The sequence below is a fragment of the Mucilaginibacter angelicae genome, assembly GCF_042434235.1.
Lineage (GTDB): Bacteria > Bacteroidota > Bacteroidia > Sphingobacteriales > Sphingobacteriaceae > Mucilaginibacter > Mucilaginibacter angelicae.
In genome coordinates, this window is the sequence record NZ_JBHLTS010000022.1 from 121,564 (window position 1) to 148,373 (window position 26,810).

Sequence of the window (26,810 nt, forward strand, 5' to 3'; positions counted from 1 at the left end):
GGCTTTAAGCTTTGTGCATTTCGCTTTTAGCATTTATACAACGGCCTTTTAAACAAACCATCTTCGGTCTTTTAAACAAACCTGCCTGTAGCTATTTAGAGGAGCTTTGCATTATAAAATTTAATGTAATGACAACAACAAACTCTAATAGCAATACACAGGTACTGGTAACAGGTGGTTCAGGCTTTATCGCGGTACACTGTATCCTGCAACTTATTGAAGCTGGTTACCGCGTAAAAACAACAGTACGCTCATTAAACCGTGAAGCCGAAGTACGGGATATGCTCAGAACAGGCGGCGTTGAAGCGGGCGACCGCCTATCCTTTATAGCTGCCGACCTCGGTGCCGATGCCGGCTGGGCAGAAGCAGTTGCAGGCTGTACCTATGTTTTGCACGTGGCCTCTCCCACCCCGCTTAAAGGCTATAAACACGAGAATGAAATGATCATACCCGCACGTGAAGGGGTATTACGTGTGCTGAAAGCAGCAAGGGATGCCGGTGTTAAGCGTGTTGTATTTACCTCGGCATTTGGCGCTGTTGGCTTTGGTCATAAGCCACGATCTACACCATTTAATGAAACCGACTGGACACCGATAAACGATAGCGTACCTGCCTACCAAAAATCAAAAACACTGTCTGAAAAAGCCGCCTGGGATTTTATTGCGACTGAAGGCGAAGGATTGGAAATGACTACAATAAACCCGGTCGCCGTTGCCGGCCCGGTTTTAGGGCCCGACTATTCACACTCCATTCAGTTGGTACAAAATATGTTGTTTGGCAAGTTAAAAGGCTGCCCAAGAATCAACACCGGCCTTGTGGATGTACGTGATGTGGCCGACCTGCATTTGCGCGCTATGACCAATCCGGCGGCAAAAGGCCAACGCTTCCTGGCCATTTCGGGCGAAAGCCTTTGGATGATAGATGTGGCAAAGATCCTGAAACGCCGGATGGGCAATTATGCAGATAAAGTTAAGGTAAAAAACCTGCCTAACTGGCTAATACATTTAACTGCCCTGTGGAACCCAACTGCCAAAGTAATTGCACCTATGCTTGACCAAAACATGAACGCTACCAGCGAAAAAGCCCGGCGCATGCTTGGCTGGTCGCCCCGCCCAGCCGAAGAAGCGATTGTTGCAACCGCCCAAAGCCTGATACAACTGGGAATTATTAAATAACTATTTTTACACTAATGGAACAACCGGGAGCAGCCAGCAGGGCAATGGTATTTGTATCCTGTAAGCGTGAAAAGCATTACAGCCGCGAAGTGATCCTTCCCTGGCATGCACTGGTATGCGTGCTATCAGGCGAAATGAAGATCGCATCGGCCGACAGGCTGTTTGTTTTCCATGCCGGGGATATTGTCCTGCTGCCGCGCAACCAGTTGGGCAGGTTAAGTAAAGTACCCTTAAACGGCGAGCTTTTTAAATCGATCTCCATTTGTTTCCCGCAGGAAACATTGCAGCGCTATTATGCCGCGCTTCCGCAGGTTCAGATCACTCCTGCTCAACCTGATATCAAATACTTTAACCGGCATCCGCTGCTGCAGAGCTTGTTTGGATCCCTGCTACCCTATTTTGAAGTGGCCGATGATTTGCCGGAAGAGATAGCCAATATCAAAATAACCGAGGCTATTGCCGTACTCCGCTCTATCGATAAATCGGTAGATAACCTGCTTGGCCATTTTGAAGAACCGGGTAAAATTGATCTGGCCGATTTTATGGAGAAAAACTACATGTTTAACCTCACCGCGGCCAGGTTCGGCTACCTTACCGGCAGGAGCCTCACCACCTTTAAACGTGATTTTAAGAAAGCCTTCGGCAATACGCCCGAAAAATGGCTTACCAAAAAACGCCTGGAAACCGCCCACTACCAAATAGTTGAACAAAAACGCAAACCATCCGAAGTTTACTTTGAAGTAGGCTTTGAAAACCTCTCGCATTTTTCATATGCTTTTAAAAAGCAGTTTGGGTATAATCCAACACTTTCTAAAGCTAAACGAGAGATAAGTGAAAAGCAATTTTAACAGACACCAAAGCACAAGCTTGTCCTAAACCCTCCCCTCAATTGTCATCTTTAGCCCTCTCCCTAAAATAATATTTACGGTTATGTTTGTTATGTAATCTGGCATTTTCAGAACTATCTTTAAACAAACCAATCATCATGATACTCCAAAACAAAAACGCGGTGATATACGGGGCAGGCGGCTCATTAGGCGGTGCAGTTGCGAAAGCCCTGGCTGCTGCCGGAGCAAGAGTATTTTTAACCGGGCCTAACCCCACATCAATTCAAAAAATAGCCAATGAAATTATTGCTTCGGCTGGCTTAGCCGAAACGGCTATAGTAGATGCGTTTGACGAGGTAGCAATTAATGGACATTTACACCAGGTGGTAAATCAGGCTGGAACAGTTGATATCTCCTTTAACGCTGTTGGAGTTGATGTAGTGCAGAACATTCCGCTTACCGAAATATCAGCCGAAGATTTTGTAAAGCCCATTACCCTCACCATGCAAACCCGTTTCATGACGGCCATTGCAGCAGGTAAGGTAATGATGAAACAAAGATCAGGTGTAATTTTATCGCTTACAGCTACGCCTGGAGGTATCGGTTATCCGCATACAGGAGGTTTTGGCCCGGCTTGCAGCGCGGTTGAAAGTTTTTCGCGCACGCTGGCATCCGAGCTGGGGACTTACGGCATCCGCGTAGTTAATATCCGTTCCGGTGGCTCGCCCGATTCACAGGTGTTCAAAAACGCCATTGATACCATCCCCGATGTTATGGAGCCCATCATCAAAAAAATGGAAGCTGATACCATGCTCAAAAAGCTCCCCTTAATGGCTGATATTGCCAATACTGCAGTCTTCCTGGCATCTGACCTTGCCGGGCAAATAACAGGCGTCACTATCGATGTAACCGGTGGTACAACGGCAGCATTAAATTACAGGGTAAACAGACTTGATTGAAGGTTTAGGGAAGAATTGCCTTTAGCTGATCCAGAAGAACAAGGCAAGCATAAAAATAAGGTCGGAGTATTGCAGCTGCGATTTGAGGGTTTTCAATGCCTCAACCATGTGGTTTTTTACTGTATTTGGCGAGATCTGCAACTGATCGGCAATTTCTTTGTGGGTAAGGTGCTCCACCCTGCTCAGCCTGAAAATAAGTTGCTGCTGGCGCGGAAGCTTGTTGATGATCCGCTCGGTAAACTGTTCCAGGTCGCTCACCAGCAGGTCTTCTTCGGTATCGTTATGAACGGTAGCTATGTGGTTCACTAACTTATCCGAAAACTCGCGCGACTGGCACATCTGCCTCAATGAATTTAATGATAAGCGTTTGGCAATAACGTAAAGGTACAGCCAGATATCGCCCATGGCATTAAGTTTTTCACGGCTGGTCCAAAGGTTTATAAAACACTCCTGCACTATCTCCTCGCTCTGCAGCGCATCCTTCAGAAACCGGAAAGCCAGCCGGTAAACCTTGCTGCTGTACGCTTCATAAATCAAATCGAAAGCGGCCTCATCGCCCGCTATCAATTGTTGGATATGATTGCTGTTAATACTCTTACCCACTGTAGTTTAATTATAATTGGTGAGATAAAAGTAAAAAGTAAATTTTAATTTAACATAGCAAAAACATGATAATAAATTGAAGTAGTGTTGTTGTAGTGGTACTTTTTTAACAAAGGCACATGCTTTTATAACTGATTATCAGCACACAAGGCACAAAAATCACTTCACCTGGTATGTGCAGCTTTTTTGTACAAAGCCGTATTTTGTGGAAAAGTTTTAACGTAAAAGAGTTTATTTTATTATCAGGAGATTAAAAAAGCATCTTTCTATTGATAATACAAGACCAAATAACTCTTTCCTTACCTTACTTTTCAGATGATTACGGATAGGAATATCAAGGCAAACCATTGACACGATTTACTGCTTTGGCCTTCATCAGGGTTCTTTCCGGAAGTCATGGTGGCACAGGAACCTATTAATTCCAGATCGTATTTGTTATGTTTACATACACTACTATCTGTAACGCAATATGGAATTTTTATCACTTGAGCCCTTTGTGCCATCGGGCAGCGACTTTGAAGGTTCTAAACAATTTTTTCAGGAACTGGGATTTAAAATTAACTGGGATTCGGGAGATTATATCGGCTTTCAAAAGGATAACTGCCGCTTTATCCTGCAACGTTATGACCAGCCTCATTTTGCTCAAAACTTTATGCTAAGCGTAAAGCTGAACGATGTAGCAGCCTTCAGACAAATGGTAATAGACAAACAATTGCCTCAACGTTTTAAAATCCGCATAAGTGAAATTAACCAGGAACCTTATGGCAAAGAGTTTAACGTTATAGATATTGCCGGTGTTTGCTGGCACTTTGTAGAACAATAAGTTCTGCTACTTCAAAGTACCTTACAGGAGCGCTCCTGAACTGCTTATTATTGCAGTAACGTAAGCAAAAATAAAATTGTACAATAATGGGAAAACTGCCCGAAAGCTATATATTAAATAGCTAACAAACAACGAATTATATATTACCACATTTTTCTCACTTCTGCACAATTACCTGCCTGTATCAGCTATGACCACGCTATCAATATAGCTTTTAGCTATATTAGTGGTGATCTAAATCTGACCTAATGGCCAAAACGCTTTTATACATTGATGACAATCAAATAGATATTGCCATTATTAAAGGGATGCAGGATAAATACCTGGCGTTTGATTCTGTAACATACAGTACCGACGCAGAGTATTCCATCCGCTATATCAGGGAACATTTGCAAAATGAAAATGAGTTGCCTGATGTTATTTTTCTTGATCTGTACATGACCCCATTCAGCGGATGGGAGTTTTTGGATGAGTTTATAAAAATCCAGCCCTTCATAGGTAAAAACATTGAAATCTATATCGTAACCTTCTCGATATTGCCAAGAGACCTGACACGTTCAAAGCAGTACCAGCATGTAAAATCATATTATACTAAACCAGTTACCAGGGAAACGTTTACCAGCTTCAGGGTTAATTAATTATTGGCAGGAGAAGCTGATAGGCACGTGATTTTTCGTTACCTATTTCCCCATCATAAACCCTATCGACTTTGCCTCTGCCTGTTTAGCTACCACGCCTTCAATATAAAGCTGGCCGTCCTTAATCTTATAATCGAGGGTGCGCTCATCAATTTTATAATCATCGTCTTTAAAAAGGTCCTTCAGTTTGTTCAGTACTTCCTTACGGTCAAACACAGGGCTGATGCTCAGCAAATCACTTGCTGGTTCAAGTGTAATGCCTTCTACTTTGTATGAAAATATTTTTGATTCCATGTGATAAAGATAAGCTATCGCGCCTGACATCAGCAAAACAATACCTACGGCTTCCTTTTATAAGTCTTGTGTTTTGCAAAGCTATTGCCATTTTGGTAAATCCGGTTTACAGGCTGCGCCTGCTTGATTGTGCTAACTGAGATTTCATTATTACCCTTGTCTGCCTCCCTATAGGCAGCGGGAATCCATTCCAGCTTTAATCTGCATGAGTTGTCCATATCTATATCTCAATAAATATAAATTTACAAAACATGAGGCATAAATACTAAAGGCAAACTAATACAACATCTTAAGCCAGCGCATCTGCAGCAAACTGGCGGCAAACTTTCACCTCCTTTACCGCATCTGATCCTTCGGGGATCTTATACTCTAACTCAATAGTGGCAGGAAATTTATAGTGATTATTTTTGAGTAATTGCAATACTTCCTTTATCGGGGTATCGCCCTGCCCCCATGGCTGGTTGGGGCCGTCATGGAACTTACGGTCCTTGATGTGCATGCTGGTTATACGGTCGTGGTATTTTTCTATGAACGGCACCGGGCTGCTGCTGGTACCTGCTACGTAATGGCCTATATCCAGGTTAATACCATTATATTTTGATTGGCTTAAGGCGGTATCCCAAAGGGTTGGTGTGGCCTGGGTGTGGGCGTGATAACCAACCATCATTTTATGTTTGGCAGCAATATCTCCAAGGCGTTTAGTTTGGGCTTCGTCGGGCAGCTCAACGGTTACGTGATTTACACCAAGGGCCTTCCCTGCGTTAAAGGCATAATCAATTTCGGCATCACTGTTTTTTGGGCCGAGGGCATTGGGTTTCCAGGCATAAATGCTTACCCCTACATCATGGTACATTTTCCTGATCTCCTTAAACTTATCCATCGGGGCTGTACCGCGCCATTCGGCTATCTTTTTACCAAATGCAGCCCAGTCTTCACCAGCCTCGCGTTTAGGGGCGCCTGCATATATCTCGGCGGCATCGCCCATAAGCTCAATGGCGTTAATATTACAGTCGATACAATACTTCAGCAAATCATCAATGGTGCCCGGCATACTCCGAAATGAGTAAGTGATCACCCCTATCTGTACGCCGTTAATGAGCGAATTAGGTTTATCGGCCCTGCCCGAAACCACACTTGCCAGTAATGGTTTTGAAAATGCTAAAAAACCGGCTGCGGCCATTACGCTGCGGCCAATAAAATCGCGCCTTGATAAGTTATGCTGTTTCATGATTTATAGGAAATACATTGGTTTACACCAAAGTTATCAATTAATTGATGCCGGCAAATTGTGTATTGAAACTGTTACCAACCTAATTTGTGTTGTAGCGTTTTGCCTTATTGTACCGTAAAGCATTATAAACCTTATTGTATGAAAAAGCTGCTTTTGTTTGGCGTACTTGCCGTTTTGTTAAGTTGTAAAAAAGATAAAACTCCAAATAACGATCAATTAATAGGTAAATGGGAATATCGCGGCACGGGTGGTTGCGAATGCGTACCTCCCAAGGACCCCAACTCGGTAAAGCCGGGCAATGGGAATATTATTACCTTTACATCAACTACCTACCAGCGGTTTAACAAGGATACCCTGATAAAAAGCGGCACCTACCGTACCCGAAGGTATGACGATGCACATGAGCAAATCATGTATGATAATGACACCTCAAGCAACAGTATCCTATTTTTCAGGGTAGATGGTAAAATACTTACTTTTTATGGCACAGTCCCTCTTGTAGTAGACGGGCCGGAATACAAGTATGAAAAGCTATAATATCATTGTACAGGCCAGTGAAAACACAGCAGGTAGCCGTCAGGATCAAGCAGGTAAATGGCTTTCCAGCCGTAGCCGGTAATCTGAGGTGCCTTTAGGTGTATCCCCTTACTTAACAAATAACTGTATAATTCATCAACATCAGGATGGCCGAAATAAAGTGAAGTATCAGTATGGGCAGCAATACGCTGCTCATCTGGTTCGGGAGGGCGGTTGGGCTTTTCATATGCGGTATTGAGCATCAGCTCTGTACTGTTAAGATTCAGTAAAACCCAGTCAACATCATCTCCTTCGCCCGATGCCCGTACTACTTCAAAACCTAATACGTCGCGGTAAAACCTTAAAGCAACAGGCATATCAAAAACCTGGAGCAGCGGGGCGAGGCCCTGGATCTGTTTTACGATGATGTTATTACTCATAATTTCCTTCTAATAATTCCAGTAAAAAAGATTTACAGCTATTACTTTCCGAATTGAAGCCATATATCACCATAAGGTAAATGAATACCAACACAGCAAATGGGCTCAGCGATACAAGATCAAACTTATTAGATTTTAACGAATTTAACCAACCCCCAAAGCCTGCAAACGTTAAAAAAATTGCCACGCCTATGATGATATATTCTATTTCCCGGTGCATAGCCATAGTTATATAAAGGCAGCTTCCTGATTCTGTTAATTCCACACGCCCCTTTATCACAGGAATAAACGAATTCCTGCCTACAATTACAGGTTCAATTTTAAACTCATTAATGCTTACATACCCTTTAAAGGGAGTAGGGTACCTGTTATATAATTGCCCGAAGAAATCTCCTGTAAAAGCAGGGCTCACCTGCTCCATCATTTTTGCTATTACTTCGTCGGGAGAAAGCGGGCTGATAATAGAAAATTTTTCATAAGGCAACCAATTCATAACTGATGGAATATTTGCATTTAAAAGTACTAATCCTGCTTATTAAAACCTATTATATCTGATAGGTCCCCTGCACGAAAACGAACGATCCATGTGTCAGAATGATGCAGGTGCAAAAATCAACACCAATATAAATTATTGAAAATCAACACAATAAATACATGGCACTTAATTTGAGTTCATAAAAAAGATTACTATAAATGTTATGAAACACGGCAAGCAACTGGAAAGGCGTACTTTCAACCAGGACCGTTTTGAAATACTTATTAAGCGGCAAAAAAACGGTACAGCTACCTTTAACGAGCTCAGCGAACTGGATGAGATTGTAAACCGTGACCCCGAGATCCGTGAAATTGTTTTGGAGGAAATGCAGGATGCAGATAACCCAAAGCCCCCGGACTCTGATCAAATTCAAATCATCGAAAAACCGGTGAGGAAAAGCTTTATTGAAAAAATAAAGACATTCTTCAACCACCTGTTCACGGTCGAAAGCGCAGGCCTTGGTCCCTCAATTGCTGCCTGAACGCTACAAACAATTTTAATATTGCAAACTCTTCAAAACAAAAACAGAACAATCTTTATAGATATGTTTGCAGCATCGTTATAAAGTAAACTGTTTATGAAAATATTTCAGCAAATGCTTCAGCTCAGGGAGCGCAAAAGGGGTTTTCATCTCATCACAGCCGAAGTAAAAAATGCCATGCCCCAACTCCAGGAACTAAAAACCGGTATTTGCCAGGTGTTTATCCAGCACACCTCGGCATCGTTAACCATTAATGAAAATGCCGACCCAACAGTACGGCAGGATTTTGAAATGTATTTCAGCAAAGCAGTGCCCGAAAATGATCCTGATTACTTACACGATGACGAAGGCCCTGATGATATGCCCGCCCACCTGAAAGCCGCAATGCTTGGCAGCTCGGTAACTATCCCTATCCGCAACGGCAGGCTTGCCTTAGGCATGTGGCAGGGGATTTATTTGTGCGAACACCGTAATTATGGCGGCAACCGGATGCTGGTAATAACAGCATGGGGTGAATAAAAACAGCAATAAGCAGCGAGTATGATTGTAAAAAGGACAATTAATTTACACATTTGACTATCTATTGTAAATTAATACTTTTTTAACTGGTATAACCCGGCAAATTTATCGGCTTATATCAAATGTTATTCTATATTTGTTTTTACCATAAAATTATTACTGTTATAAATGCTCAAGTACTCCAAGCAAACAAGGTTATTATTAGCTGTTGATTGTATCATTTTTGGCTTTGATGGCGAGGTTTTAAAAATCTTATTAATAAAAAGGGGCTTTCAGCCCGAAAAGGGAAACTGGAGCCTGATGGGCGGCTTTGTTCAGCCCGATGAAAGCCTTGACCAAAGCGCCAACCGCATTCTGAAGCAATTAACAGGCCTGGAGGGCGTGTATCTTGAACAGTTATATACCTTTGGGCAGCCACAGCGCGACCCGATTGAGCGTACCGTATCAGTAGCATACTTTGCACTGGTTGATATTCATAAATATGAAGCCCAGATCAGCGATGATTACCAGGCCGAGTGGTTCCAGCTTAAACGTGCCCCTAAACTGATATTTGACCAGCAGGAAATGGTTGAGCAGGCCCGCAAACGCATTCGCTACAAAGCGGCCATGCACCCTATCCTGTTTGAGCTTTTACCTACCAAGTTTACCATACCGCAATTACAAACCCTTTATGAAAGCGTGTTTAACACCACTATTGATAAACGCAACTTTAGTAAAAGGGTGCTGGCAACCGGTTTGCTCATTAAACTGGCCGATAAAGATAAAGCAGGTTCCAAACGCGGCGCTTATTATTACCAGCTTAACATGCAAAACTACTATGCCAAATTCCAGGCATTTATGAATTTTATTCCTAATCCCGATTCTTTATAGTATCCCTTTGGTAAAACGTTCCACTTAAACTACTTATAATATTACAAGCATATTCCCTTGTCTAATATCCGGATATTGTTGAGCAACAAACAAAAGTAACCGTAGGCAGGTGTTATTTTATTTAACATTTTCCAACCATACTGTTTTTTCATACGTATAATAGCTTTAGGCTGCATTTTAAACCAAAAGCCTGTTTGCTAACGCCAATTAATGAAAAAAAATGTAAGCCTTTTAGTATTACTGCTGCTGGCTGTATCTGTATGTTTCGGCCAATTCAGGGAGGTTAATAAACTTAAAAAAGACCTCCCTTTAATTCGCGATAGCATCCGGTATGTAAACACGCTTAACCGGCTGGGCATGCTGATGTATGAGCAAAACATCGACAGCGCATTTTACTATGCTAAAAAAGCCAGAAATATATCCGAGCGGCTTGACTATAAAGCCGGTAAAGCCGATGCCCTAAATGCGATAGGTATTGTTTACGATCTGAAAGGCAATCTGCAACTTTCGCTGCGTTATTATAATGAGGCTTATAACCTGTATAAAGAATTAAACGACACCTCAAACGTTGTGCAGGGCTTAATGAACATTGGCCTGGTGTTTAATGAAACCAAAGAGGATAAAAAAGCAATAGATTTTTTTAAACGCGCAATGAACACTGGCAAAACCATGCAGCGTGATTCCATTATGTCGCTGGTGTTATGTAATTACATGCTCTTATATCCGGAACAAATACCAAAAGATTCGGTTGAAATTTACCTTAAGAAAGCGCGGGCGATAGGAACCAGATTTAAAGATAAACGTATGCTGGTTGAAGCAGACCAGATCCAGGGCTTGCTATACCTGCAAAGCAACAAGCGTGAAAAAGGTACAGCATTATTACAACAGGCCGCTAACAACGGTTTAGCTATGGGGCTTTCCTATCTGAGCCTTGATATAATCATTAACCTTGGCGATCTGTACCTGGATAATGATACAGCAAAAGCCATTGAATACTATAAACAAGGACTTTCCATTGCCGAAAAAAACGGTTATCATTATTATGAAAAATTCTTCGAAAAAAAATTATATAATATCTATATCGCTCAAAATAACCTTAGTGAAATGCGGCGCTGCAACGAAAAATTACTGAAGCTTTACGAAGATGAGGAAAAATTCGCCAGCACATCGGGCTTCGATTACATTGATTATGCACTTAAGGACCAGGAGCTTGAGGCGATAACCATCAGGAGCCAAAACAGGCAAGTGCTTACTATTGTACTGGGTATATTATTTGTGATCACTGCTGTTACGGTGATATTTACCTATCGCCTTTACAACCTCAAAAAAAAGCATGGTAAAACACTTGAAGAGCTTAACCGCACGGTACAGCTCCGTAACGAAAAACTGGAAATAGATCACGAATTTAACAACCGCCTCGTATCCATCCTCGCTCATGATTTCCGGCAACCGATAGGCGCGCTCAAAACGCTGGCAACGGTACTCAAAGATGCCGATTCGTTCACCCGCGAAGAATTGATGGAACTGGTAGATACCATGGAGCATTCTTCAAATATTTCGCTGGAGATTTTTGAGAATATCTTGCAGTGGATCAAACAGCAACTATCGGGCTTTAATTATAAAGCCGTTCCGTTGCCTCTAAGTGAGCTTATTGATGAGGCGATACAACCATTTAACCTAATGGGCGAAGATCATGGGCTTAAGCTTTTAAACACAGTTGATCCGGCTATTATTATTCATGCTGACAAAGAATTGGTACAGTTCATCCACCGCAATTTTATTCACAACGCTATCAAGTTTTCGCCTGATAATTCAACTGTTACCATAAGCGCATCAAGTGGTAAAGATGTAACCGTTTGTGTACAGGACGAAGGTAAAGGCATCTCGCCCGATAAACTTCAGCTGCTGTTTAATTTTAAAGCCAATATGCAGTACAGTAACGAAAAGGAAAAAGGGGCGGGTGTAGCCCTCATGATCTGCAAGGATTTTACTGAAAAAATGAATGGCCGTATCTGGGTGGAAAATAACCAGGTAAAGGGTGCAACTTTCTGTTACTCGTTGCCCAACATCCCTTAATTTTTTATTGTAATTTTTAAATTACCTATTGAAAAACAACAGCTTAAGTTCGTAATTTTCAGATCAAATACAGTTTGCTATAACCTGTTATTAAACCTATAATTTATGAAAACTTACTTATTACTGTTTGCAGCGCTGCTGCTTTCTGCTTATTCATTTGCCCAGCAAATACCTGCCCGCTGGGACGAGCTTGTTGCTTCCGATTTTCCTGTAGCGCTCGAAAAGTCCTCAAAAACCTGTATCCTGCCTATCGGGATCCTGGAAAAACACGGCCCCCACTCTCCTATCGGTACCGACCTCATCCATGTACGTGAGTGGGCAGCCCATGCAGTTAAATCAGAATACGCCGTTGTATTCCCCGATTATTTTTACGGGCAGATTAATGAAGCCCGTCACCAGCCGGGAACATTTGCCCTGCCAAGCAAGGTGATCTGGGATTTACTGGAAGCTACCTGCGATGAAATTGCCCGCAACGGTTTTGATAAAATAGTGATCCTGAATGGTCATGGCGGCAACCCGGAGTTTATCCAGTTCTTCATGCAATCGCTGCTTAACAAACGTCATAACTATGCGGTATATTTTTACAATCCGCGCGGCGGCGATAAGGAATATAATGACCAGTACCGCAAAATGCATAAATCGGCCATTGAAGGAGATCAGCATGCCGGTGAAAGCGAAACTGCCACCCTGCTTTATTACCGTCCTGATTTAATGAAGATGGACAGGGCTGCATCACAATCGGGTGATAACCAGCACCGCTTAAACCTTGCCAATGTTTATACACCCATATGGTGGTACGCCGCCTACCCTAACCACTATGCCGGTGAGGGCGCTAAAGCCACACCCGAATTTGGTAAATTCATAGCCGAGCATGAAATAGCCAGCTTTATACAGGCCCTTAAAGCCATTAAGGCCGATACCAGTACCATTAAACTGCAAAACGAGTTTTTTGATAAGGTAGATGCGCTGAATAAGTAAAAAATAAACTTCAAAAAACCATGTCATTGCGAGCGCAGCGTGGCAACCGTACATAAGCATAGCCGCCCTGTACAGTATGCGATTGCTTCGTGCCTCGCAATGACATGGTTTGATATCAGTCCTCTTTCCCTCCCAAAACCTCATCTATCATCCCGAAAGCCTTGGCTTCCTTGGCTATCATCCAGTAATCACGGTCGGATACTTCATTAATCCGTTCGTAGCTTTGTCCGCTGTGTTTAGCTGCAATTTCATACAGCTCTTTCTTCATTTTGGCAATCTGCCGGGCAGCAATTTCTATATCTGACTCCTGTCCCTGCGCCCCACCCGATGGCTGATGCAGCATTACCCTTGAGTGCGGCAATGCGGCCCTTTTGCCTTTGGCCCCTGCACAAAGCAATGTAGAAGCCATGGAAGCAGCCATGCCTGTACAAATAGTAGCCACATCCGGCGAGATGAATTGCATGGTATCATAGATCCCCAGCCCGGCATACACCGAACCTCCCGGCGAATTGATATAGATCTGGATATCTTTTTTAGCATCGGCCGATTGCAGGAACAGCAATTGCGCCTGGATAATATTGGCCACCTGCTCATCTATCGCGGTGCCAAGGAAAATGATCCTGTCCATCATCAGCCGCGAAAAAACATCCATTTGCGAGATATTCATCTGGCGCTCTTCCATGATATAGGGTGTCATACCCATGTTTATTTTGCTGTTGTTAACCTGCGCAATAAACCTGTCGACATGTAAACTTTGGACACGGCGATGCCCTACCGCATATTTGCGGAACTCATTTTGATAGATATTCATAAAATTTAGTATTTAGCGTTTATGGAACAAACGCATGATCTTTTGCCTGAAACCCTCATGCTCAGGTTGGCTGAATAGTTTTTGATGCACACTTTCAATTTCGGCCTTAAGGTTATTACGGCCGTATTGCTGCACCAGGCCAAGGGTTTGTTTGTGCCACATCACCTGGTACTTAAGTTCGGGATTTATGATCAGTCTGGCCTCAAACAGCAGCGCTTCATCGGGTGCAGTCTGCCCAAGTACGTGGTCATCAATTGCTTTTATCTCATTCAATGAAGTCCTCATAAGCCAGTGATTGTTCTTTAACTGTTTCCCTTACTTTTTCAATGCATTTATACTTCTGCACGGTAGCCGAACGCTCACCTGCGTAGCCAAATAAACCAGCTACCTCTTTCATAGGTAGTTTGTGGTAATAAAAGGCGCTCAGTAGCTCCATGCATTTTTTACCGGCAGTCTCCAGGTAATGCATCAATTTACCGGTCAATGGCTGTTCATCGGCTTCATCAGTAATATCAAAGCCTTCAATACAATTATCAAACGGCAGGTTGTTGCTGCCATCCCTGAACTTTTTAAACCAAAGGTGTTTAGCGATACCCAACAGGTAGGCTTTTTCGCCGCTATTCAGGGATAGTTCACCATTAACCGTCTTTTCGTAATAAATAACAAGCGCATCCTGGAAAACATCCTTTGCATCATCAAAGGAGCCGCCCATTTTGCTTACATATTTCGCCACCGCTGGGAAAGCGCTTTTATAAAGCTCAGTAATGAGCTTTTCTCTTTCAATCGCCGGATTATCAAAAACTATCTCATGTGCCATGATCAATGCGTTTAATAGTAAGTGCACAAAACGGATGATATATCACCGTGAATTTAGAAAAAAATCACATAGCATCCTTTTTTTGCAGACTATAGAAGGATACACATATTTTGAGGCATTAATAACTAATAAAACCAATTGTCATTTCGACTGAGCATGGGAGGGCATGAGAACCAGGGGCGAAAGAGAAATCTTATACACCTTGTTTAGCGGCCATGAAAGCGTTAATACAGCGCGTATAAGATTTCTCTTTCGCCCCACCACCCAATCCGGCCCCGCTCTATCGAAATGACATTTTCTATTATTTGAAACAAGAGCTCCGTTTGAGATGCTCGACCTAAGCTCTTTAAATTAAATTACAGATAAGCGTTTTAAAATCCTATTTTTAGCGCCTCAAATATTGGTGCTTGAATATCAGCAAACTGGTATTCAAAAGCACCGGTCATATACGGTTAACAGCAACATAAAAATGAAAGTTTTAAAATTTGGTGGGACATCAGTAGGTAGCCCCGCCCGGATGAAAGCACTGCTTGACATCATTAACCCGGCCGAGCGCCAGGTGGTGGTACTATCGGCAGTGTCAGGCACAACAAACAGCCTCGTAGAAATTGGACAAGCATATCTCGCCGGTGATAAGAAGAAGGCGGGCCAGCTGATTACTATCCTGAAGGATAAATACGAAATTTTTATTAAGGAATTATTTGCCAAGCCTGAGTTTTTAGCCCAGGGCAAGGAGGTTATCGACTACCATTTTTCATTACTCACAAACCTGGCCAATGACCATTTCACTCATATTGAAGATAAGATCATTGTAGCCCAGGGCGAGCTGCTTTCAACTACGCTTTACCATGTTTACCTTAAGGAGATCAGCATACCATCGGTATTGCTGCCTGCTTTAGATTTTATGAAGATTGATGAGGACAATGAGCCCATTGTTGATCACATTACCGAAAACCTGCTTCCGCTGCTTGATAAACACCCCGAAGTAAACCTGTTCATTACCCAGGGCTATATTTGCCGCAATGCTTATGGCGAGATAGATAACCTGCGACGCGGCGGCAGTGATTATACAGCATCGCTAATTGGAGCCGGCATCCGCAGCGAGGAAGTACAGATCTGGACAGACATTGATGGCATGCACAATAACGATCCGCGGATTGTGAAAGGCACACAGCCTATTGCCCAGCTCTCCTTTGATGAGGCTGCTGAACTTGCCTATTTTGGCGCCAAGATCCTGCACCCGCAAAGCGTATTCCCTGCCCAAAAGTACAAGATCCCGGTCCGTTTACTGAACACCATGGATCCCAAGGCACAGGGTACCCTGATCACCAATACCAGCGAAAAGGATAAGATCAAATCTATTGCTGCTAAAGATGCCATTACCGCTATCAAGATCCAATCGAGCAGGATGCTTTTGGCGCATGGCTTTTTACGCAAGGTATTTGAAGTGTTTGAGCGTTATAAAACATCTATCGATATGATCACTACATCAGAAGTGGGCGTTTCGGTAACTATCGACGATACAACTTATCTTGGCGATATCACCAAAGAACTGAATACATACGGCTCGGTTGAGATTGACGTAAACCAAACCATCATTTGCGTGGTAGGCGATTTTGGTGCTGAAAAGCATGGTTATGCTGCCCGTGTACTGGAAGCTGTTAAACATATCCCGCTCAGGATGATCTCATATGGCGGCAGCGATCATAACCTGTCCTTACTGGTAAAAACCGAGGATAAGGTGGAGACTTTAAGGAGTTTACATAACAGGCTGTTTTAATTCCGGATGTCGGATTTTCGATTTCGGAATTATTTTATTTAAGATTTAAAGTTTAAAACGTCATTAAGGGTTATTTAGCCCTAATGACTTGAAAGATTAACACTATGTTCAACGCCAATACTATAGATAAATTTAACGGCTTAGAAACCCCTTTTTATTACTACGATCTTGAGGTATTGAAAAACACCTTAAGCGCCTGCCGCGATGCTTCTGCAAAGCATGGCTTCCATGTGCACTACGCCATGAAGGCCAACTTTAACCCAAAGGTTATTGATACTATACAAACCTATGGCTTTGGTGCCGACTGTGTGAGTGGTAACGAGGTTAAAGCAGCTATTGAACATGGCTTTGATAAAGGCAAAGTGGTATTTGCCGGTGTAGGTAAGTCCGACCGCGAAATAAACCTGGCCCTTGATGCCGATATTTTTTGCTTCAATGTGGAATCGGTACAGGAGCTTTTTATTATCGACGGTCTTGCCAAAGCAAAAAACAAAAAAGCTGCTGTTGCTATCCGCATTAATCCAAATGTGGATGCCCATACCCATCATTTCATCACCACCGGGTTGGATGAAAATAAATTCGGGATCAATACCTGGCAACTGCCCGATGTTGCTGCTGCCTTACGCAAATGCGATAACCTGCAGTTTTTAGGCATCCACTTCCACATCGGTTCACAAATTACCGACCTTGAAGTTTACAAAAACCTGTGTACCCGTATTAATGAAATGCAGGACTGGTTTGAAGACCGTGGCTTCCCCATCAAAGTACTAAATACCGGCGGTGGGCTTGGAGTTGATTATTATAACCCCGATAACAACGTAGCCGATTTTGAAGCTTACTTCCAGGTGTTTAAAAACTTCCTGAATGTTAAACCGGGGCAAGAAGTTCACTTTGAGCTTGGCCGTGCACTGGTTGCGCAAAGTGCCTCATTAATATCAAGGGTGCTGTATGTTAAAAACGGACAGAAAAAGAACTTCCTGATCCTTGATGCCGGCATGACCGAACTCATCCGCCCGATGCTTTACCAGGCCTATCACCTGATAGAGAATTTGAGTAGAAAGTCCGGAAGTCCGGAAGTCGGAAAGTCCGAAAGTTTGAAGTATGATGTGGTTGGGCCGATCTGCGAAAGCACAGATTGCTTTCAGAAAGACGTAAGCCTTCCTGAATCATTCCGCGGCGATCTGATAGCTGTGCGTACAGCGGGTGCCTACGGCGAGGTAATGGCTTCAGGTTATAACCTGCGCGACAGGGTTGGCTCTGTTTACTCGGAATAAGTAACTTAAAGCGCTTATTATAAGTTTTTTTAAAAATAAAAAAGACGTCATTGCGAGGTACGAAGCAATCCCCAAACTATACAGGGCGAACCTGCTTATCGGGGATTGCTTCGTACCTTGCAATGACGTTTCTTATTATAATATTTATTAAATCATTAAAACATCTTCTTAACAACTTCCCAAAAAACAACTAAAACTGGTACCCCAGCCTGAACTGAAAATAATTACCGCCTTCAAAAATGGCCACATAATGCTTTATCTGCATAAAGTAGGCTACGGTAACTATTCCCTGGTTTATTGTTTGGTATGTATAGTTGGCGTTTTTGTTTTTGTAAACATTGTCTTGCCCAAAAGTGCCACCGGCAAATACACGAAAGCCAAACTTATTTTGCGTATGGTTGGTATGAAAGATCAGTTCTGTAGTACCACCCAGCGTAAACAGATCGGTGCGGGTATCGGTAAAGAAATTAGGCTGATTGGTTACCGCTTTTCTGAAATTTGCATAGTCGCCAAATTCGTGACTGTAAACTGCTTCAAAACCGATAATACGGAAGTCGAAATGCCTGCCTTTTATAAAATAATCTCCGGATAACCGTGCACCGCCAGCACCAAAAAACTTATTTTTAAAGTAATATGGATCGTTTGGTTGCAGTTCGCCGTTGGTATAACTTCCCAAAACGCCAAAAGCCCCGTAGGCCAGGTTAAAATGATCAAAAGTGTTAGCATGGCTTAGGTTAAGCTGCCCGCTGGTAACCTGATCCAGGGGATTGATATTGGTATCAAACGTAACGCCTGCCGAAATATAAGTTGCCGACTTACCGGTATCTGCCGATACCGGTTTGGGCATATACGCTATATCACTATGGTGCAGCGCAGGGGCATACAAATGATCACTGCAGGAACTGATCAGCGCAGCTACGCCAAACAGACAAAGGATAAATTTAAGTTTCATCGTAAAAGGTTCAGATCAGGTTTATAATCAGGATACTGAACAATAATACGTTAAAACAAACAATAATATAACAAGCCCTACTGATTTATTGTACCAAATCGCTGATAAAGCTATCGGTAAAGTCATCGGCAAAGTGAATTACATTTTGCAGCGCCTCAAATTCGTCCTGCTGATGTGTCGTAGTAAGTACAACGGCTTTCATGCCTGCATTGGCAGCGGCTTCGGCACCTTTGGGTACATCTTCAAACACAATACAATCTGCTGTTGAGGCATTCAGTAATCCGGCAGCCTTCAAAAACGTTTCGGGGTGAGGTTTGCTCAACACTACATCATCGGCACTTACAATGGCTTTAAAATAATGCCTGATATTAAGGTTGTCCAACACAAAATCGATATTAAACGGAATAGCCGCCGAACCAATAGCCATAGGGATGCCGTTTTGATAGGCCTTTTCCAAAAACTCGTGCAGGCCGGGGAGAAGTGCCAAATGAGGTAAAAACTCGTCCTGGTAACGCTGTTCTTTAAGATAAGCCAACTTATCCATTTCTTCGGCTGTGAAGCGGTCGGGGCCAAACATACGTACCAGTACTTCCTGGTTTTTGCCATACATCTGTGGCTTTACTTCATCCCAGGTAAAGTTGGCGCCAAGGTCGGTATTTAAAAGATATTGCCATGCTTTGGTGTGGAACGGCATATCATTGATCATGGTGCCGTTAAGGTCAAATATAAAGGCCTTCATTCGTGCTATTCTATTTTTATAAGGGGATACAAACCAATCGCGGTTGCTGATGCAAACTTAACCTTTTTAAAAACTAAAACTCCAATGGCACCGTATATTCTTTAAACACATTGACAGATAATTTTTGGTACAGAATAAGTGACACTACAGGATGTGGCTAAAAAAATAAAATGGGTGGTTTGAGGTTGTTTTGTTGTAATTATTTTTTTTAGCGAGCCCATTGGCCTCAAAAGCCGAGGGGCTTTTTTATGTACCTAATTTTTCATTTACCGCCTGGTTAAAAATTGCGTAATTCGATTTTTTTAATTATAAAGAGCATTCATTTTAAGCAATAATTAAGCCTGTAATAACATGTGATAGCGTATACCGTTAACGAACCGGACGAAAAGATAAGAGGAACAGTAAAAGATTTGGAGGATACAATACAGGGACGCCACCTGGCAATAGTGACCTGAACAGCAAACTTTTAACAGGATAAGTACGATGCTGACTGTTTAGTTTCTGTCTAAATTACGCTTGGGGTATTGCTTTAATACGGTAAATTATAGCTACCTTGGCAGCATTAATAAATAAAATAATGCAAAATCAAGGAACAGTAAAATTTTTCAATGAAACAAAAGGTTTCGGATTTATAGTGCCAAGCAATGGCGGTCCGGATATCTTTGTTCATTCAACAGGCCTAATTGACGAAGTTCGTGAAAACGACACCGTTGAATACGAAGTTGAAAACGGCCGTAAAGGTCTTAACGCGGTAAATGTAAAAGTTATATAATTATAATATAATCATTAAGCCTACCAGGCACTCAATTTTTTGAGTGCCTTTTTTGTTGCTTATTTTTTTGTTAACCTGCCTGGTACCTCAACTTAATATTTGAATGTTACTTTCAAATAAAAACTGGCATTGTTGTTGTTTAACCTATAACATCATAAATCGACTACACATAAAACAAAGAAAGAACATGAAAGATCAAGCAAAAATTATAGCAGCACTGTTGGTAGGTGCGGCAGCGGGCGCGGCTTTGGGTTTATTGTTAGCTCCTGAAAAAGGCACTGAATTAAGAGGCGATATTGCTGACTATATAAACGACCTGGTTGATACAGCCAAAAACAAGGCTCAAAACACAGCCGGAGAGATCAAAGATTACAGCAATAATGTAATTGACAAGGCTAAAACCAAGTTTAGCGGAACAGTTAGCGACCTTTGGGATGCTAAAGACAAAGCTGTTGATGCCGTAAAATCAAAAGTTGAAGATATTGCAGGCAAAGCCGGCGATGCTGCTGATGATGCAAAATCTAAAGTAAAATCAACTGCCGATGATTGGAACAATTCTGTACAAAACGCATAATATTTAGTACTATCATAAAATAATAAAACCCGGCTAATTGGCCGGGTTTTATATTTATAGGCATTTTTTTATTATTTATTCCAGGTATTGTTGCTTTCATCGGCATCCATAAATATACCGCCATTTAAAGTAACCGATTTAATGGTTTTAGTGGTTTTGATATCTACTGCAATTTGCTTTTGATTTTTTTCCCAAACTGCCGGGGTTTGGTGAATGCTTTCGGCCGAACCATCTGCATAAGTAACCTTTACATCAAACGGAACCACAAAACCGCCTACGTTTTTAATAGCTGCAGTATAACCGCCTGCTGCTTTGGTTACGCTTTTTAACGACAGGTCAATGTAGTAATTGGTGAAAAACCAGTTATTGAAAAACCAATCGAGGTTTTTACCGGTGATATTGCTCATGGAGTTAAAGTAATCCCAGGGAATTGGGTGTTTACCATGCCAGCGGTCCATATAACCGTGCAAGGCTTTTTTGAACAGCTCATCGCCAAGCATATCTTTCAGGGCAAAGTAGCTTAATGATGGTTTACCGTATGAGTTATTACCGTAACCGCCTCTCAACTCACTTGACGGTGTTATAACAGGCTGATCTTCGGCTGTTGAGGCATCGTGGATCCACCTGTCAACACGGAAGTCTTTATATAATGATTCTGCTTTCTCTTTACCAACTTCTGAGCTGCCTATCAGCAATTCAAAGGTAGTAGCCCAGCCTTCGTCCATAAATGCGTAGCGGCTTTCGTTTATGCCCATGTAAAAAGGGAAATAGGTATGTGCTATTTCATGATCCTGTACAAATTGTGAAAAGCGGACATCGTTGGTATGGCTGTCGTTAACCATCATAGGGTACTCCATATCGGCAAAACCCTGGAACGAAGTCATTTTAGGGAACGGATAAGGTACGCCCGGCCAGTTATGTGACAGCCAGCCTAATGAATTACGACCATTTTGTACAGCGTGATGAAAATCTACTGAAGTATCTAAAAAAGCTGCCTGCATACTTGCACGGCGGTTTGTGGCATCATCAACCACAACACTGGCTGCATCCCATACATAATGATCACTAATACCTACAGCCATATCGCTGATATCGTTGGCGGTCCAGGTCCAGGTGTTCATCTCCTTTTGGGCCGTTACCTTATGAGCAGCAAGTTCGGCTGCCGATGCAATGTTGATGGTTGAATCGCTGGTAAACGAAGCCTGCAGACGTTTTGCGTATTCGGGCTGTAATACTTCGTTTGCGTTTTGCAGGGTGCCTGTAGCCCAAACCACATAGTTTTTAGGCGCAGTTACATGCAGGGTATAATCGTTAAAGTCGTTATAAAATTCCTGGGCATCTAAAAAAGGTAACCTGTCCCAGCCGTTGTAATCGTCATATACCGATACCCGCGGATAAAAATAAGCCAGGTAACAGGTAGTTGAGTCAATCATGCCTTCGCGGCCGCTTTGTTTGGAGATTTCAAAATGCCAGCCGATATCAAGCTTAACAGAATCATGCGGCATCAGGGGTTTGCTCAGGCTCACATACTGATTTGTTGATGCTGAAGGAACTTTTTTTGCATCGCCATTAATTGAAAAGTTATCAAACTGAATACCCGGTGTAAGGTAATCGGCCCCGGCATCGCCAAAACGGGCAGCTCCCGGTTTGTGAATATTGAGGATAAGCTTCATGTTAAGCCTTTTTAAGGTATCCGGGCTGTTATTAATATAAGTAATTTGTTCTGTACCTTTTACGCTACGATTTTGAGGTACAGCGGTAATACTGATATTATAGCGGCCGTAATTTTGCCAGTACTTTTTGCCGGGGCGGCCATCGGCCGAGCGAGTTTCGTTTTTAAATGCTTTTTGTATATCGCGGGGCATATACAGGGATTGAGCCTTAACCTGTGCAAAAACAATGCAGGATAAGGCAGTTAAAATAATGGGTCTGATCATACGTCTTAAATTTCAGTTGCCAATTTAAATCAATTGGACTAAATAACGATATGCGGGAAGCATTAATCAGAAAATTTAAGGATAAAAGTATTCTGATAAATCGTTGTATCAGTGCGCCTTTGTAACAAAGCTGTCACAAAGTTTATTTATGAATAAATATTTTGCGCCATCGGATATATTTTTTTTTACTTTGTTACCAGTTATTTTAATAGGGGTATTAAATAACTAACATTTAAGCCATCTGCGCTATGCGGATGGCTTTCTTTGTATAAATACCTACCCGGCAACAATATATTCTTTGGTAATGAGCGTAAAAAGCTCATCATTATCAATCGATTCGTCTTTACATTCGGTAAGCAATTGTTGAGCCTCGCTATAATTAAGCTGCTTAGCTACCATTATAAGCATATGACATGATGTTATATTAATATGCTCAAGCAGTTGCAGATACATCATAATATCCATATCCAGCAATACGGGGATAGTTTGTGCTTCATCAAGGCAAAACTCATCCTTAACAATGGACTTTATAGGGTTACAGTTTTTATCTGAGGGGATTTCATTGATCAGGGCATAGATTTTTTTCATCCGGCCTATCTGCTTTTTGATATCGTCCCAAAATTCCTGTATAGCCTGCTGCAGTGCTGTAAATGAAGCAAGGCCTTTCAAATGCTCAAGGTGCTTATCAAGGTAGCACTTGCCAAAATAAATGCGGTTTAGGTTGTGGACAAATACGTGTTTTAATAAATCGTTATCCAATGTTTTAGGGGTATTGTTGTTCATGGCATGAAATTAAAAGTATCGGGTTAAAATTGATGTTTCTTAAAAGCTGTTAATCATATAATTACCTATCAAACTTACCTTAAAAATAAGTAAGTTTTATTACCGGGGCGGATGTGCCCGGATAAATTAACTTTGCACAGTAATAACATATATGCTATGAAATATAAATTAGGCGATTTTGTTCGTTTTGTTGATGAAAAAATGGAAGGTTTTGTTACCCGCATCATCGACGAGCAAATGATAGGCGTTACCGGCGATGATGATTTTGAAATCCCTGTGCTGGCCAGCAAAGTAACTTACGTACATGGTTACCAGCCCGCAGGAACAACAAAAAATACCAATACTACTGATGAAAAGCCTGTAACACCCGGTGAGTTTGTAAAAAACGGCGTTTACATAGGTGTAGTTACCGATGCCCGGGCAAGCTCCGTTGTGCATTTTCATATAATCAATGAAACATCGTTTCAATTACTGGTTACTTTAACAACTGATAAGCAACAGGTATTTAAAGGTGAATTTGCAGGGATATTAGCGCCCAAATCAACCGAAAACATTTACGCGGCACAGCTGGCTGATCTGCAGGTTTGGCCTAAGTTTATTTTCAGCGTTTTATTCAATACCAAGCAAAATATCGAACCACCGGCACCTTTGGCTGTACACGAAAAATTTAAAGCCAAAGATTTTTCGACCACTAAAAAGAACATCCCCTTGCTTAACCAGCCAGGCTGGCTCATCAGGCTTGATGAACCGGAACTGGTTATTGATGCTCAAAAACTAAAGGAAAGTTTTTTTGAAAGCCCTACAGAAAAAATAGTAATTGAAAAACCGGTTAGCGAAGTTGACCTGCACATTGAAAAACTACGTGACGATTATCAGTTTTTAACAAGCGCTGAAATCATGGAGATTCAGCTGGCTCATTTCCACAAAGCATTGGATGCAGCTATTGTTCACCAACTGCCCGATATCACTTTTATACATGGTGCAGGTAACGGCACACTACGTAATGAGCTGCATAAACAATTGGGCAAACATAAAAAAGTACAAACCTTTATGGATGCCCGCAAAGAGAAATTTGGTTACGGTGCTACTAAGGTACTGTTGAAGTAAATATGTCCTGTTCAAAAGCCTTACGAAGTTTCAGAAACTTCGTAAGGCTTTATTTTAATCCGCTATTTTTTTGCAAACCAAATTTCAAGGTTAGGCAGCTTTAAAGTTTGATGCGGTGTTGCCGGATTGTGCAGTTTTAAATTTACCGGGTAAAGCTTATTTGCCTCAAGCATCAGCGGGTCAAGATCCTTTATGTAGATATTTTGCGGAATGCTATGGTTGATAGCAAACGGAATATTCTTTTTAAAGTTGTTGAACACTTTTATAAGCAACTGATTATTGCCTGGCATTAGTATTAAACTTACAACATGGTTTACTGAAGCAGCTTTGCCCGGATTATTGTTGATGAGTAACTGCTTGCCATTGAGTAATGCAATAACACCATCACCACTTGTAATTTTAACCTGCGCGTATATTAAACTTTTCCCTGCGTTGATGTTTTGCAAAATATAGTAAGCATTGTCCATTCCCGCCGGCAGGTCAATAAGCTGGCCGTTTTTATAGCTATCCATACGCTGCCATGGTTTATCAGTTTCTTTGGTATATGGCCTGGCTATATCAATTTTATCCGCTTCACCATTCAAGCCGCCCAAGCCTGCTGAATATGGCCCGGTAATGTACAGCGGTCCCCACTTTATTTTAGCTGTGTCGGATTTGTATTTCATCAGCCTGTCGCTATCAAGCTTAAGCGTATTAGTTACATTATTAACGGTAAGATCAACTACCGTCCCTTTTTCTTCGTCAGTATATTGTATGGAAGGCAGGTATTTGCCTTTGTGCTTTGGTTTTATTGTCCATGCCTGCTTCACGGTGCTCTGATAATTGCTGTTATAATCGATACCGGATGAGCTGTAGTAATTATAGGCATTATGCTCATCCAGATTTATGTGGTCATAACTACTGCTCAGAATATGGATTGGCTGTACTTTATAGCCTTCGGCAATATCAACGGCTATAACTTTGATCTGTTTTTCGTTGTCAAAACCTGTGGGCAGCGTTATCACAGCGGCATCCGCAGTTTGTTTAAAGTTTAGCGATTGTTGTTCACCTAAAACAGATACATTATTGATCCTGCCCTCAAGGCCGGGCAAGGTAATAAGCCCATCGACCGGTACTGAGGTTACAAAAAGATATAATTTATTGGGTTTACTGGTTACGTTGCCCCAGTTAAAAGAGGTAAAAAACGGATCGGCGGTGGTGCCATAAACCGCTTCGGCATTTTTATGGAGCCAGGCCCCTATCTTCAATAAAACATCCTTTTCAAAACCCACTACCGAGCCATCGCCTTTTGGGCCGATATTGAGCAGGTAATTACCTCCCCTGCTAATTACGCGGATCAGGCTTTCCAGTTTTTCTTTATACTTTTCATCTTCGCTGCCACGCTTTTGCCATGACCTGTAACCCCATGTTTCGTCAAAAAACGAGGCTGGCGACTGCCATGCCACGCCTATGGAATAATCAGGGTATTGATTATCGCCCATAACAGCAAAATCCCCCTGATCGTTCCCCAGGCGGCTGCTCACCATACAATCGGGTTGCAGGCGGTGTACCAATTGATTAAGTTCTTTACTTTGTTCGGGACTTTGCGATCCCATATCAAACCAAAGCTCAGATATAGTACCGTAATTTGATAACAGTTCGGTCACCTGCTTTTTATTGTATTCATGATGTTCGGGCGTCACATAATCAGAATTGTGGCTTGATATGGGCGATGCCTGCGGATAATGCCAGTCAATCAGCGAAAAATACAAACCAAACCTTAAGCCATGCCTTTTGCAGGCTTCGGCCATTTCTTTTACCACGTCGCGTTTAAATGGAGTGGCATCAACCACGTTAAAATCGGTAGTTGCTGTTTTAAACATGCAAAACCCATCGTGATGTTTGGAGGTAAGTACAATAGAACGCATCCCGGCCGCTTTAGCCAGCAGGGCTATACTATCGGCATTCCAATTTACCGGATTAAAGTTTTTGGCCAGGTTGGCGTAAGTATCGCTGTAAATACCTGCGTGAGACTGGATCTGTTCGCTTAAACCCCGGGTAACAGGCTTGCCATCCCAAACACCACCCAAAACCGAATAAATGCCACCGAAATGAATAAACATGGAAAACTTTTGATCCTGCCATTGCTTTACCGAGGATGAAGGTGGCTGCGCAAACGCAAAATGATTATAAACTAATAATGATAACAGGAGGTATATATATTTTTTCATAGCGATGAATTCAATGGCCCAATGTGTAAAAAAGTTGTTAATAAACAAAAAAGCTTACAACTTAAAGTTGTTTACCATAATTGCACAAT

The 26,810-nt window shown here is 42.1% G+C and carries 29 protein-coding genes; 16 read left to right on the forward strand and 13 right to left on the reverse strand.

The features are described 5' to 3' along the window. The first annotated feature begins 128 nt into the window (after positions 1 to 128). The 3 genes from ACFFGT_RS12800 to ACFFGT_RS12810 all read left to right on the forward strand — a co-directional run bounded on the left by ACFFGT_RS12800 (position 129) and on the right by ACFFGT_RS12810 (position 2,961). A complete protein-coding gene (locus ACFFGT_RS12800) occupies positions 129 to 1,175 on the forward strand; it encodes an SDR family oxidoreductase (protein WP_377022932.1) in 1,047 nt (348 codons plus the stop codon). A 14-nt stretch (positions 1,176 to 1,189) separates the two neighbouring features. After that, entirely contained in the window at positions 1,190 to 2,023 is an 834-nt protein-coding gene (locus ACFFGT_RS12805; RefSeq protein ID WP_377022933.1) for a helix-turn-helix domain-containing protein, read from the forward strand. Between the two features lie 137 nt (positions 2,024 to 2,160). Beyond that, positions 2,161 to 2,961, forward strand: a complete 801-nt coding sequence (locus ACFFGT_RS12810; protein WP_377022934.1) for an SDR family NAD(P)-dependent oxidoreductase — start codon at positions 2,161 to 2,163, stop codon at positions 2,959 to 2,961. A 21-nt stretch (positions 2,962 to 2,982) separates the two neighbouring features. On the opposite strand, the gene ACFFGT_RS12815 is transcribed toward ACFFGT_RS12810, so the two are convergent. Next, the gene (locus tag ACFFGT_RS12815) at positions 2,983 to 3,564 is read right to left on the reverse strand and encodes an RNA polymerase sigma factor (protein WP_377022935.1); all 582 of its coding nucleotides are present in this window, start codon (positions 3,562 to 3,564) and stop codon (positions 2,983 to 2,985) included. Positions 3,565 to 4,033: 469 nt separating this feature from the next. Here ACFFGT_RS12815 and ACFFGT_RS12820 point away from each other — a divergent pair, with 469 nt between their 5' ends. Together ACFFGT_RS12820 and ACFFGT_RS12825 are read left to right on the forward strand one after the other, a co-directional pair. After that, positions 4,034 to 4,387, forward strand: coding sequence for a VOC family protein (locus tag ACFFGT_RS12820; protein WP_377022936.1), 354 nt, complete (start codon positions 4,034 to 4,036; stop codon positions 4,385 to 4,387). A 248-nt stretch (positions 4,388 to 4,635) separates the two neighbouring features. Beyond that, positions 4,636 to 5,025: a response regulator gene (locus ACFFGT_RS12825; protein ID WP_377022937.1), complete on the forward strand. Its 390-nt coding sequence runs from the start codon at positions 4,636 to 4,638 to the stop codon at positions 5,023 to 5,025. A 42-nt stretch (positions 5,026 to 5,067) separates the two neighbouring features. Here ACFFGT_RS12825 and ACFFGT_RS12830 read toward each other — a convergent pair whose 3' ends face one another. Beyond that, positions 5,068 to 5,319: a hypothetical protein gene (locus ACFFGT_RS12830; protein ID WP_377022938.1), complete on the reverse strand. Its 252-nt coding sequence runs from the start codon at positions 5,317 to 5,319 to the stop codon at positions 5,068 to 5,070. 289 nt (positions 5,320 to 5,608) lie between these two features. After that, positions 5,609 to 6,547, reverse strand: coding sequence for a sugar phosphate isomerase/epimerase family protein (locus tag ACFFGT_RS12835; RefSeq protein WP_377022939.1), 939 nt, complete (start codon positions 6,545 to 6,547; stop codon positions 5,609 to 5,611). A 141-nt stretch (positions 6,548 to 6,688) separates the two neighbouring features. Between ACFFGT_RS12835 and ACFFGT_RS12840 the strand changes: the two genes are divergently transcribed. Beyond that, positions 6,689 to 7,087 carry a hypothetical protein gene (locus ACFFGT_RS12840; RefSeq protein ID WP_377022940.1) on the forward strand — a complete coding sequence of 133 codons (399 nt, stop codon included), beginning with the start codon at positions 6,689 to 6,691 and terminating at the stop codon, positions 7,085 to 7,087. 2 nt (positions 7,088 to 7,089) lie between these two features. Here ACFFGT_RS12840 and ACFFGT_RS12845 read toward each other — a convergent pair whose 3' ends face one another. Both ACFFGT_RS12845 and ACFFGT_RS12850 read right to left on the reverse strand, forming a co-directional pair. Then, positions 7,090 to 7,506, reverse strand: a complete 417-nt coding sequence (locus tag ACFFGT_RS12845) for a VOC family protein (protein WP_377022941.1) — start codon at positions 7,504 to 7,506, stop codon at positions 7,090 to 7,092. After that, positions 7,499 to 7,999, reverse strand: coding sequence for a hypothetical protein (locus tag ACFFGT_RS12850; RefSeq protein WP_377022942.1), 501 nt, complete (start codon positions 7,997 to 7,999; stop codon positions 7,499 to 7,501). The genes ACFFGT_RS12845 and ACFFGT_RS12850 overlap by 8 nt, the downstream gene beginning before the upstream one ends. Positions 8,000 to 8,204: 205 nt before the next feature. Here ACFFGT_RS12850 and ACFFGT_RS12855 point away from each other — a divergent pair, with 205 nt between their 5' ends. The 5 genes from ACFFGT_RS12855 (at position 8,205) to ACFFGT_RS12875 (ending at position 12,965) form a co-directional block, all read left to right on the forward strand. Continuing rightward, positions 8,205 to 8,522, forward strand: coding sequence for a hypothetical protein (locus ACFFGT_RS12855; RefSeq protein ID WP_377022943.1), 318 nt, complete (start codon positions 8,205 to 8,207; stop codon positions 8,520 to 8,522). 96 nt (positions 8,523 to 8,618) lie between these two features. Continuing rightward, on the forward strand, positions 8,619 to 9,041 hold the full coding sequence (locus tag ACFFGT_RS12860; protein ID WP_377022944.1) for a secondary thiamine-phosphate synthase enzyme YjbQ: 423 nt from the start codon (positions 8,619 to 8,621) through the stop codon (positions 9,039 to 9,041). Between the two features lie 168 nt (positions 9,042 to 9,209). Next, entirely contained in the window at positions 9,210 to 9,911 is a 702-nt protein-coding gene (locus ACFFGT_RS12865) for an NUDIX hydrolase (protein WP_112567744.1), read from the forward strand. A gap of 210 nt (positions 9,912 to 10,121) precedes the next feature. Beyond that, positions 10,122 to 11,987 (forward strand): tetratricopeptide repeat-containing sensor histidine kinase, encoded by a 1,866-nt coding sequence (locus ACFFGT_RS12870; protein ID WP_377022945.1) that lies wholly within the window; start codon positions 10,122 to 10,124, stop codon positions 11,985 to 11,987. Between the two features lie 105 nt (positions 11,988 to 12,092). Next, complete coding sequence (locus ACFFGT_RS12875) at positions 12,093 to 12,965, forward strand: creatininase family protein (RefSeq protein ID WP_377022946.1); 873 nt, start codon at positions 12,093 to 12,095, stop codon at positions 12,963 to 12,965. A gap of 115 nt (positions 12,966 to 13,080) precedes the next feature. Here ACFFGT_RS12875 and ACFFGT_RS12880 read toward each other — a convergent pair whose 3' ends face one another. Genes ACFFGT_RS12880 through ACFFGT_RS12890 form a run of 3 tightly spaced genes read right to left on the reverse strand, consistent with a single transcriptional unit; the run spans position 13,081 to position 14,593 of the window. Further along, on the reverse strand, positions 13,081 to 13,776 hold the full coding sequence (locus ACFFGT_RS12880; RefSeq protein WP_377022947.1) for a ClpP family protease: 696 nt from the start codon (positions 13,774 to 13,776) through the stop codon (positions 13,081 to 13,083). A gap of 12 nt (positions 13,777 to 13,788) precedes the next feature. Beyond that, positions 13,789 to 14,061, reverse strand: a complete 273-nt coding sequence (locus ACFFGT_RS12885) for a hypothetical protein (RefSeq protein WP_377022948.1) — start codon at positions 14,059 to 14,061, stop codon at positions 13,789 to 13,791. Beyond that, positions 14,042 to 14,593 carry an RNA polymerase sigma factor gene (locus tag ACFFGT_RS12890; RefSeq protein ID WP_377022949.1) on the reverse strand — a complete coding sequence of 184 codons (552 nt, stop codon included), beginning with the start codon at positions 14,591 to 14,593 and terminating at the stop codon, positions 14,042 to 14,044. Before ACFFGT_RS12890 ends, ACFFGT_RS12885 begins: the two co-directional genes overlap by 20 nt. A 469-nt stretch (positions 14,594 to 15,062) precedes the next feature. Between ACFFGT_RS12890 and ACFFGT_RS12895 the strand changes: the two genes are divergently transcribed. Together ACFFGT_RS12895 and lysA are read left to right on the forward strand one after the other, a co-directional pair. Further along, positions 15,063 to 16,373: an aspartate kinase gene (locus tag ACFFGT_RS12895; RefSeq protein ID WP_377022950.1), complete on the forward strand. Its 1,311-nt coding sequence runs from the start codon at positions 15,063 to 15,065 to the stop codon at positions 16,371 to 16,373. A 104-nt stretch (positions 16,374 to 16,477) separates the two neighbouring features. After that, positions 16,478 to 17,647 carry a diaminopimelate decarboxylase gene (lysA, locus tag ACFFGT_RS12900; protein WP_377022951.1) on the forward strand — a complete coding sequence of 390 codons (1,170 nt, stop codon included), beginning with the start codon at positions 16,478 to 16,480 and terminating at the stop codon, positions 17,645 to 17,647. 190 nt (positions 17,648 to 17,837) lie between these two features. Here the strand turns inward: lysA and ACFFGT_RS12905 are convergent, their stop codons facing one another. Then, complete coding sequence (locus tag ACFFGT_RS12905) at positions 17,838 to 18,599, reverse strand: hypothetical protein (RefSeq protein WP_377022952.1); 762 nt, start codon at positions 18,597 to 18,599, stop codon at positions 17,838 to 17,840. Positions 18,600 to 18,684: 85 nt separating this feature from the next. Next, positions 18,685 to 19,338 (reverse strand): HAD family hydrolase, encoded by a 654-nt coding sequence (locus ACFFGT_RS12910; protein WP_377022953.1) that lies wholly within the window; start codon positions 19,336 to 19,338, stop codon positions 18,685 to 18,687. Positions 19,339 to 19,915: 577 nt separating this feature from the next. Here ACFFGT_RS12910 and ACFFGT_RS12915 point away from each other — a divergent pair. Both ACFFGT_RS12915 and ACFFGT_RS12920 read left to right on the forward strand, forming a co-directional pair. Beyond that, positions 19,916 to 20,110: a cold-shock protein gene (locus ACFFGT_RS12915; RefSeq protein WP_090533335.1), complete on the forward strand. Its 195-nt coding sequence runs from the start codon at positions 19,916 to 19,918 to the stop codon at positions 20,108 to 20,110. Positions 20,111 to 20,297: 187 nt separating this feature from the next. Next, positions 20,298 to 20,684 (forward strand): YtxH domain-containing protein, encoded by a 387-nt coding sequence (locus ACFFGT_RS12920; protein WP_377022954.1) that lies wholly within the window; start codon positions 20,298 to 20,300, stop codon positions 20,682 to 20,684. A 71-nt stretch (positions 20,685 to 20,755) separates the two neighbouring features. Here the strand turns inward: ACFFGT_RS12920 and ACFFGT_RS12925 are convergent, their stop codons facing one another. Continuing rightward, on the reverse strand, positions 20,756 to 22,621 hold the full coding sequence (locus tag ACFFGT_RS12925) for a M1 family metallopeptidase (protein WP_377022955.1): 1,866 nt from the start codon (positions 22,619 to 22,621) through the stop codon (positions 20,756 to 20,758). Positions 22,622 to 22,897: 276 nt separating this feature from the next. Continuing rightward, a complete protein-coding gene (locus ACFFGT_RS12930; RefSeq protein WP_377022956.1) occupies positions 22,898 to 23,404 on the reverse strand; it encodes a DUF892 family protein in 507 nt (168 codons plus the stop codon). 156 nt (positions 23,405 to 23,560) lie between these two features. Here ACFFGT_RS12930 and ACFFGT_RS12935 point away from each other — a divergent pair, with 156 nt between their 5' ends. Further along, complete coding sequence (locus tag ACFFGT_RS12935) at positions 23,561 to 24,511, forward strand: Smr/MutS family protein (protein WP_377022957.1); 951 nt, start codon at positions 23,561 to 23,563, stop codon at positions 24,509 to 24,511. 62 nt (positions 24,512 to 24,573) lie between these two features. Here the strand turns inward: ACFFGT_RS12935 and ACFFGT_RS12940 are convergent, their stop codons facing one another. Continuing rightward, complete coding sequence (locus ACFFGT_RS12940) at positions 24,574 to 26,721, reverse strand: alpha-L-fucosidase (protein WP_377022958.1); 2,148 nt, start codon at positions 26,719 to 26,721, stop codon at positions 24,574 to 24,576. Positions 26,722 to 26,810: the final 89 nt, after the last annotated feature.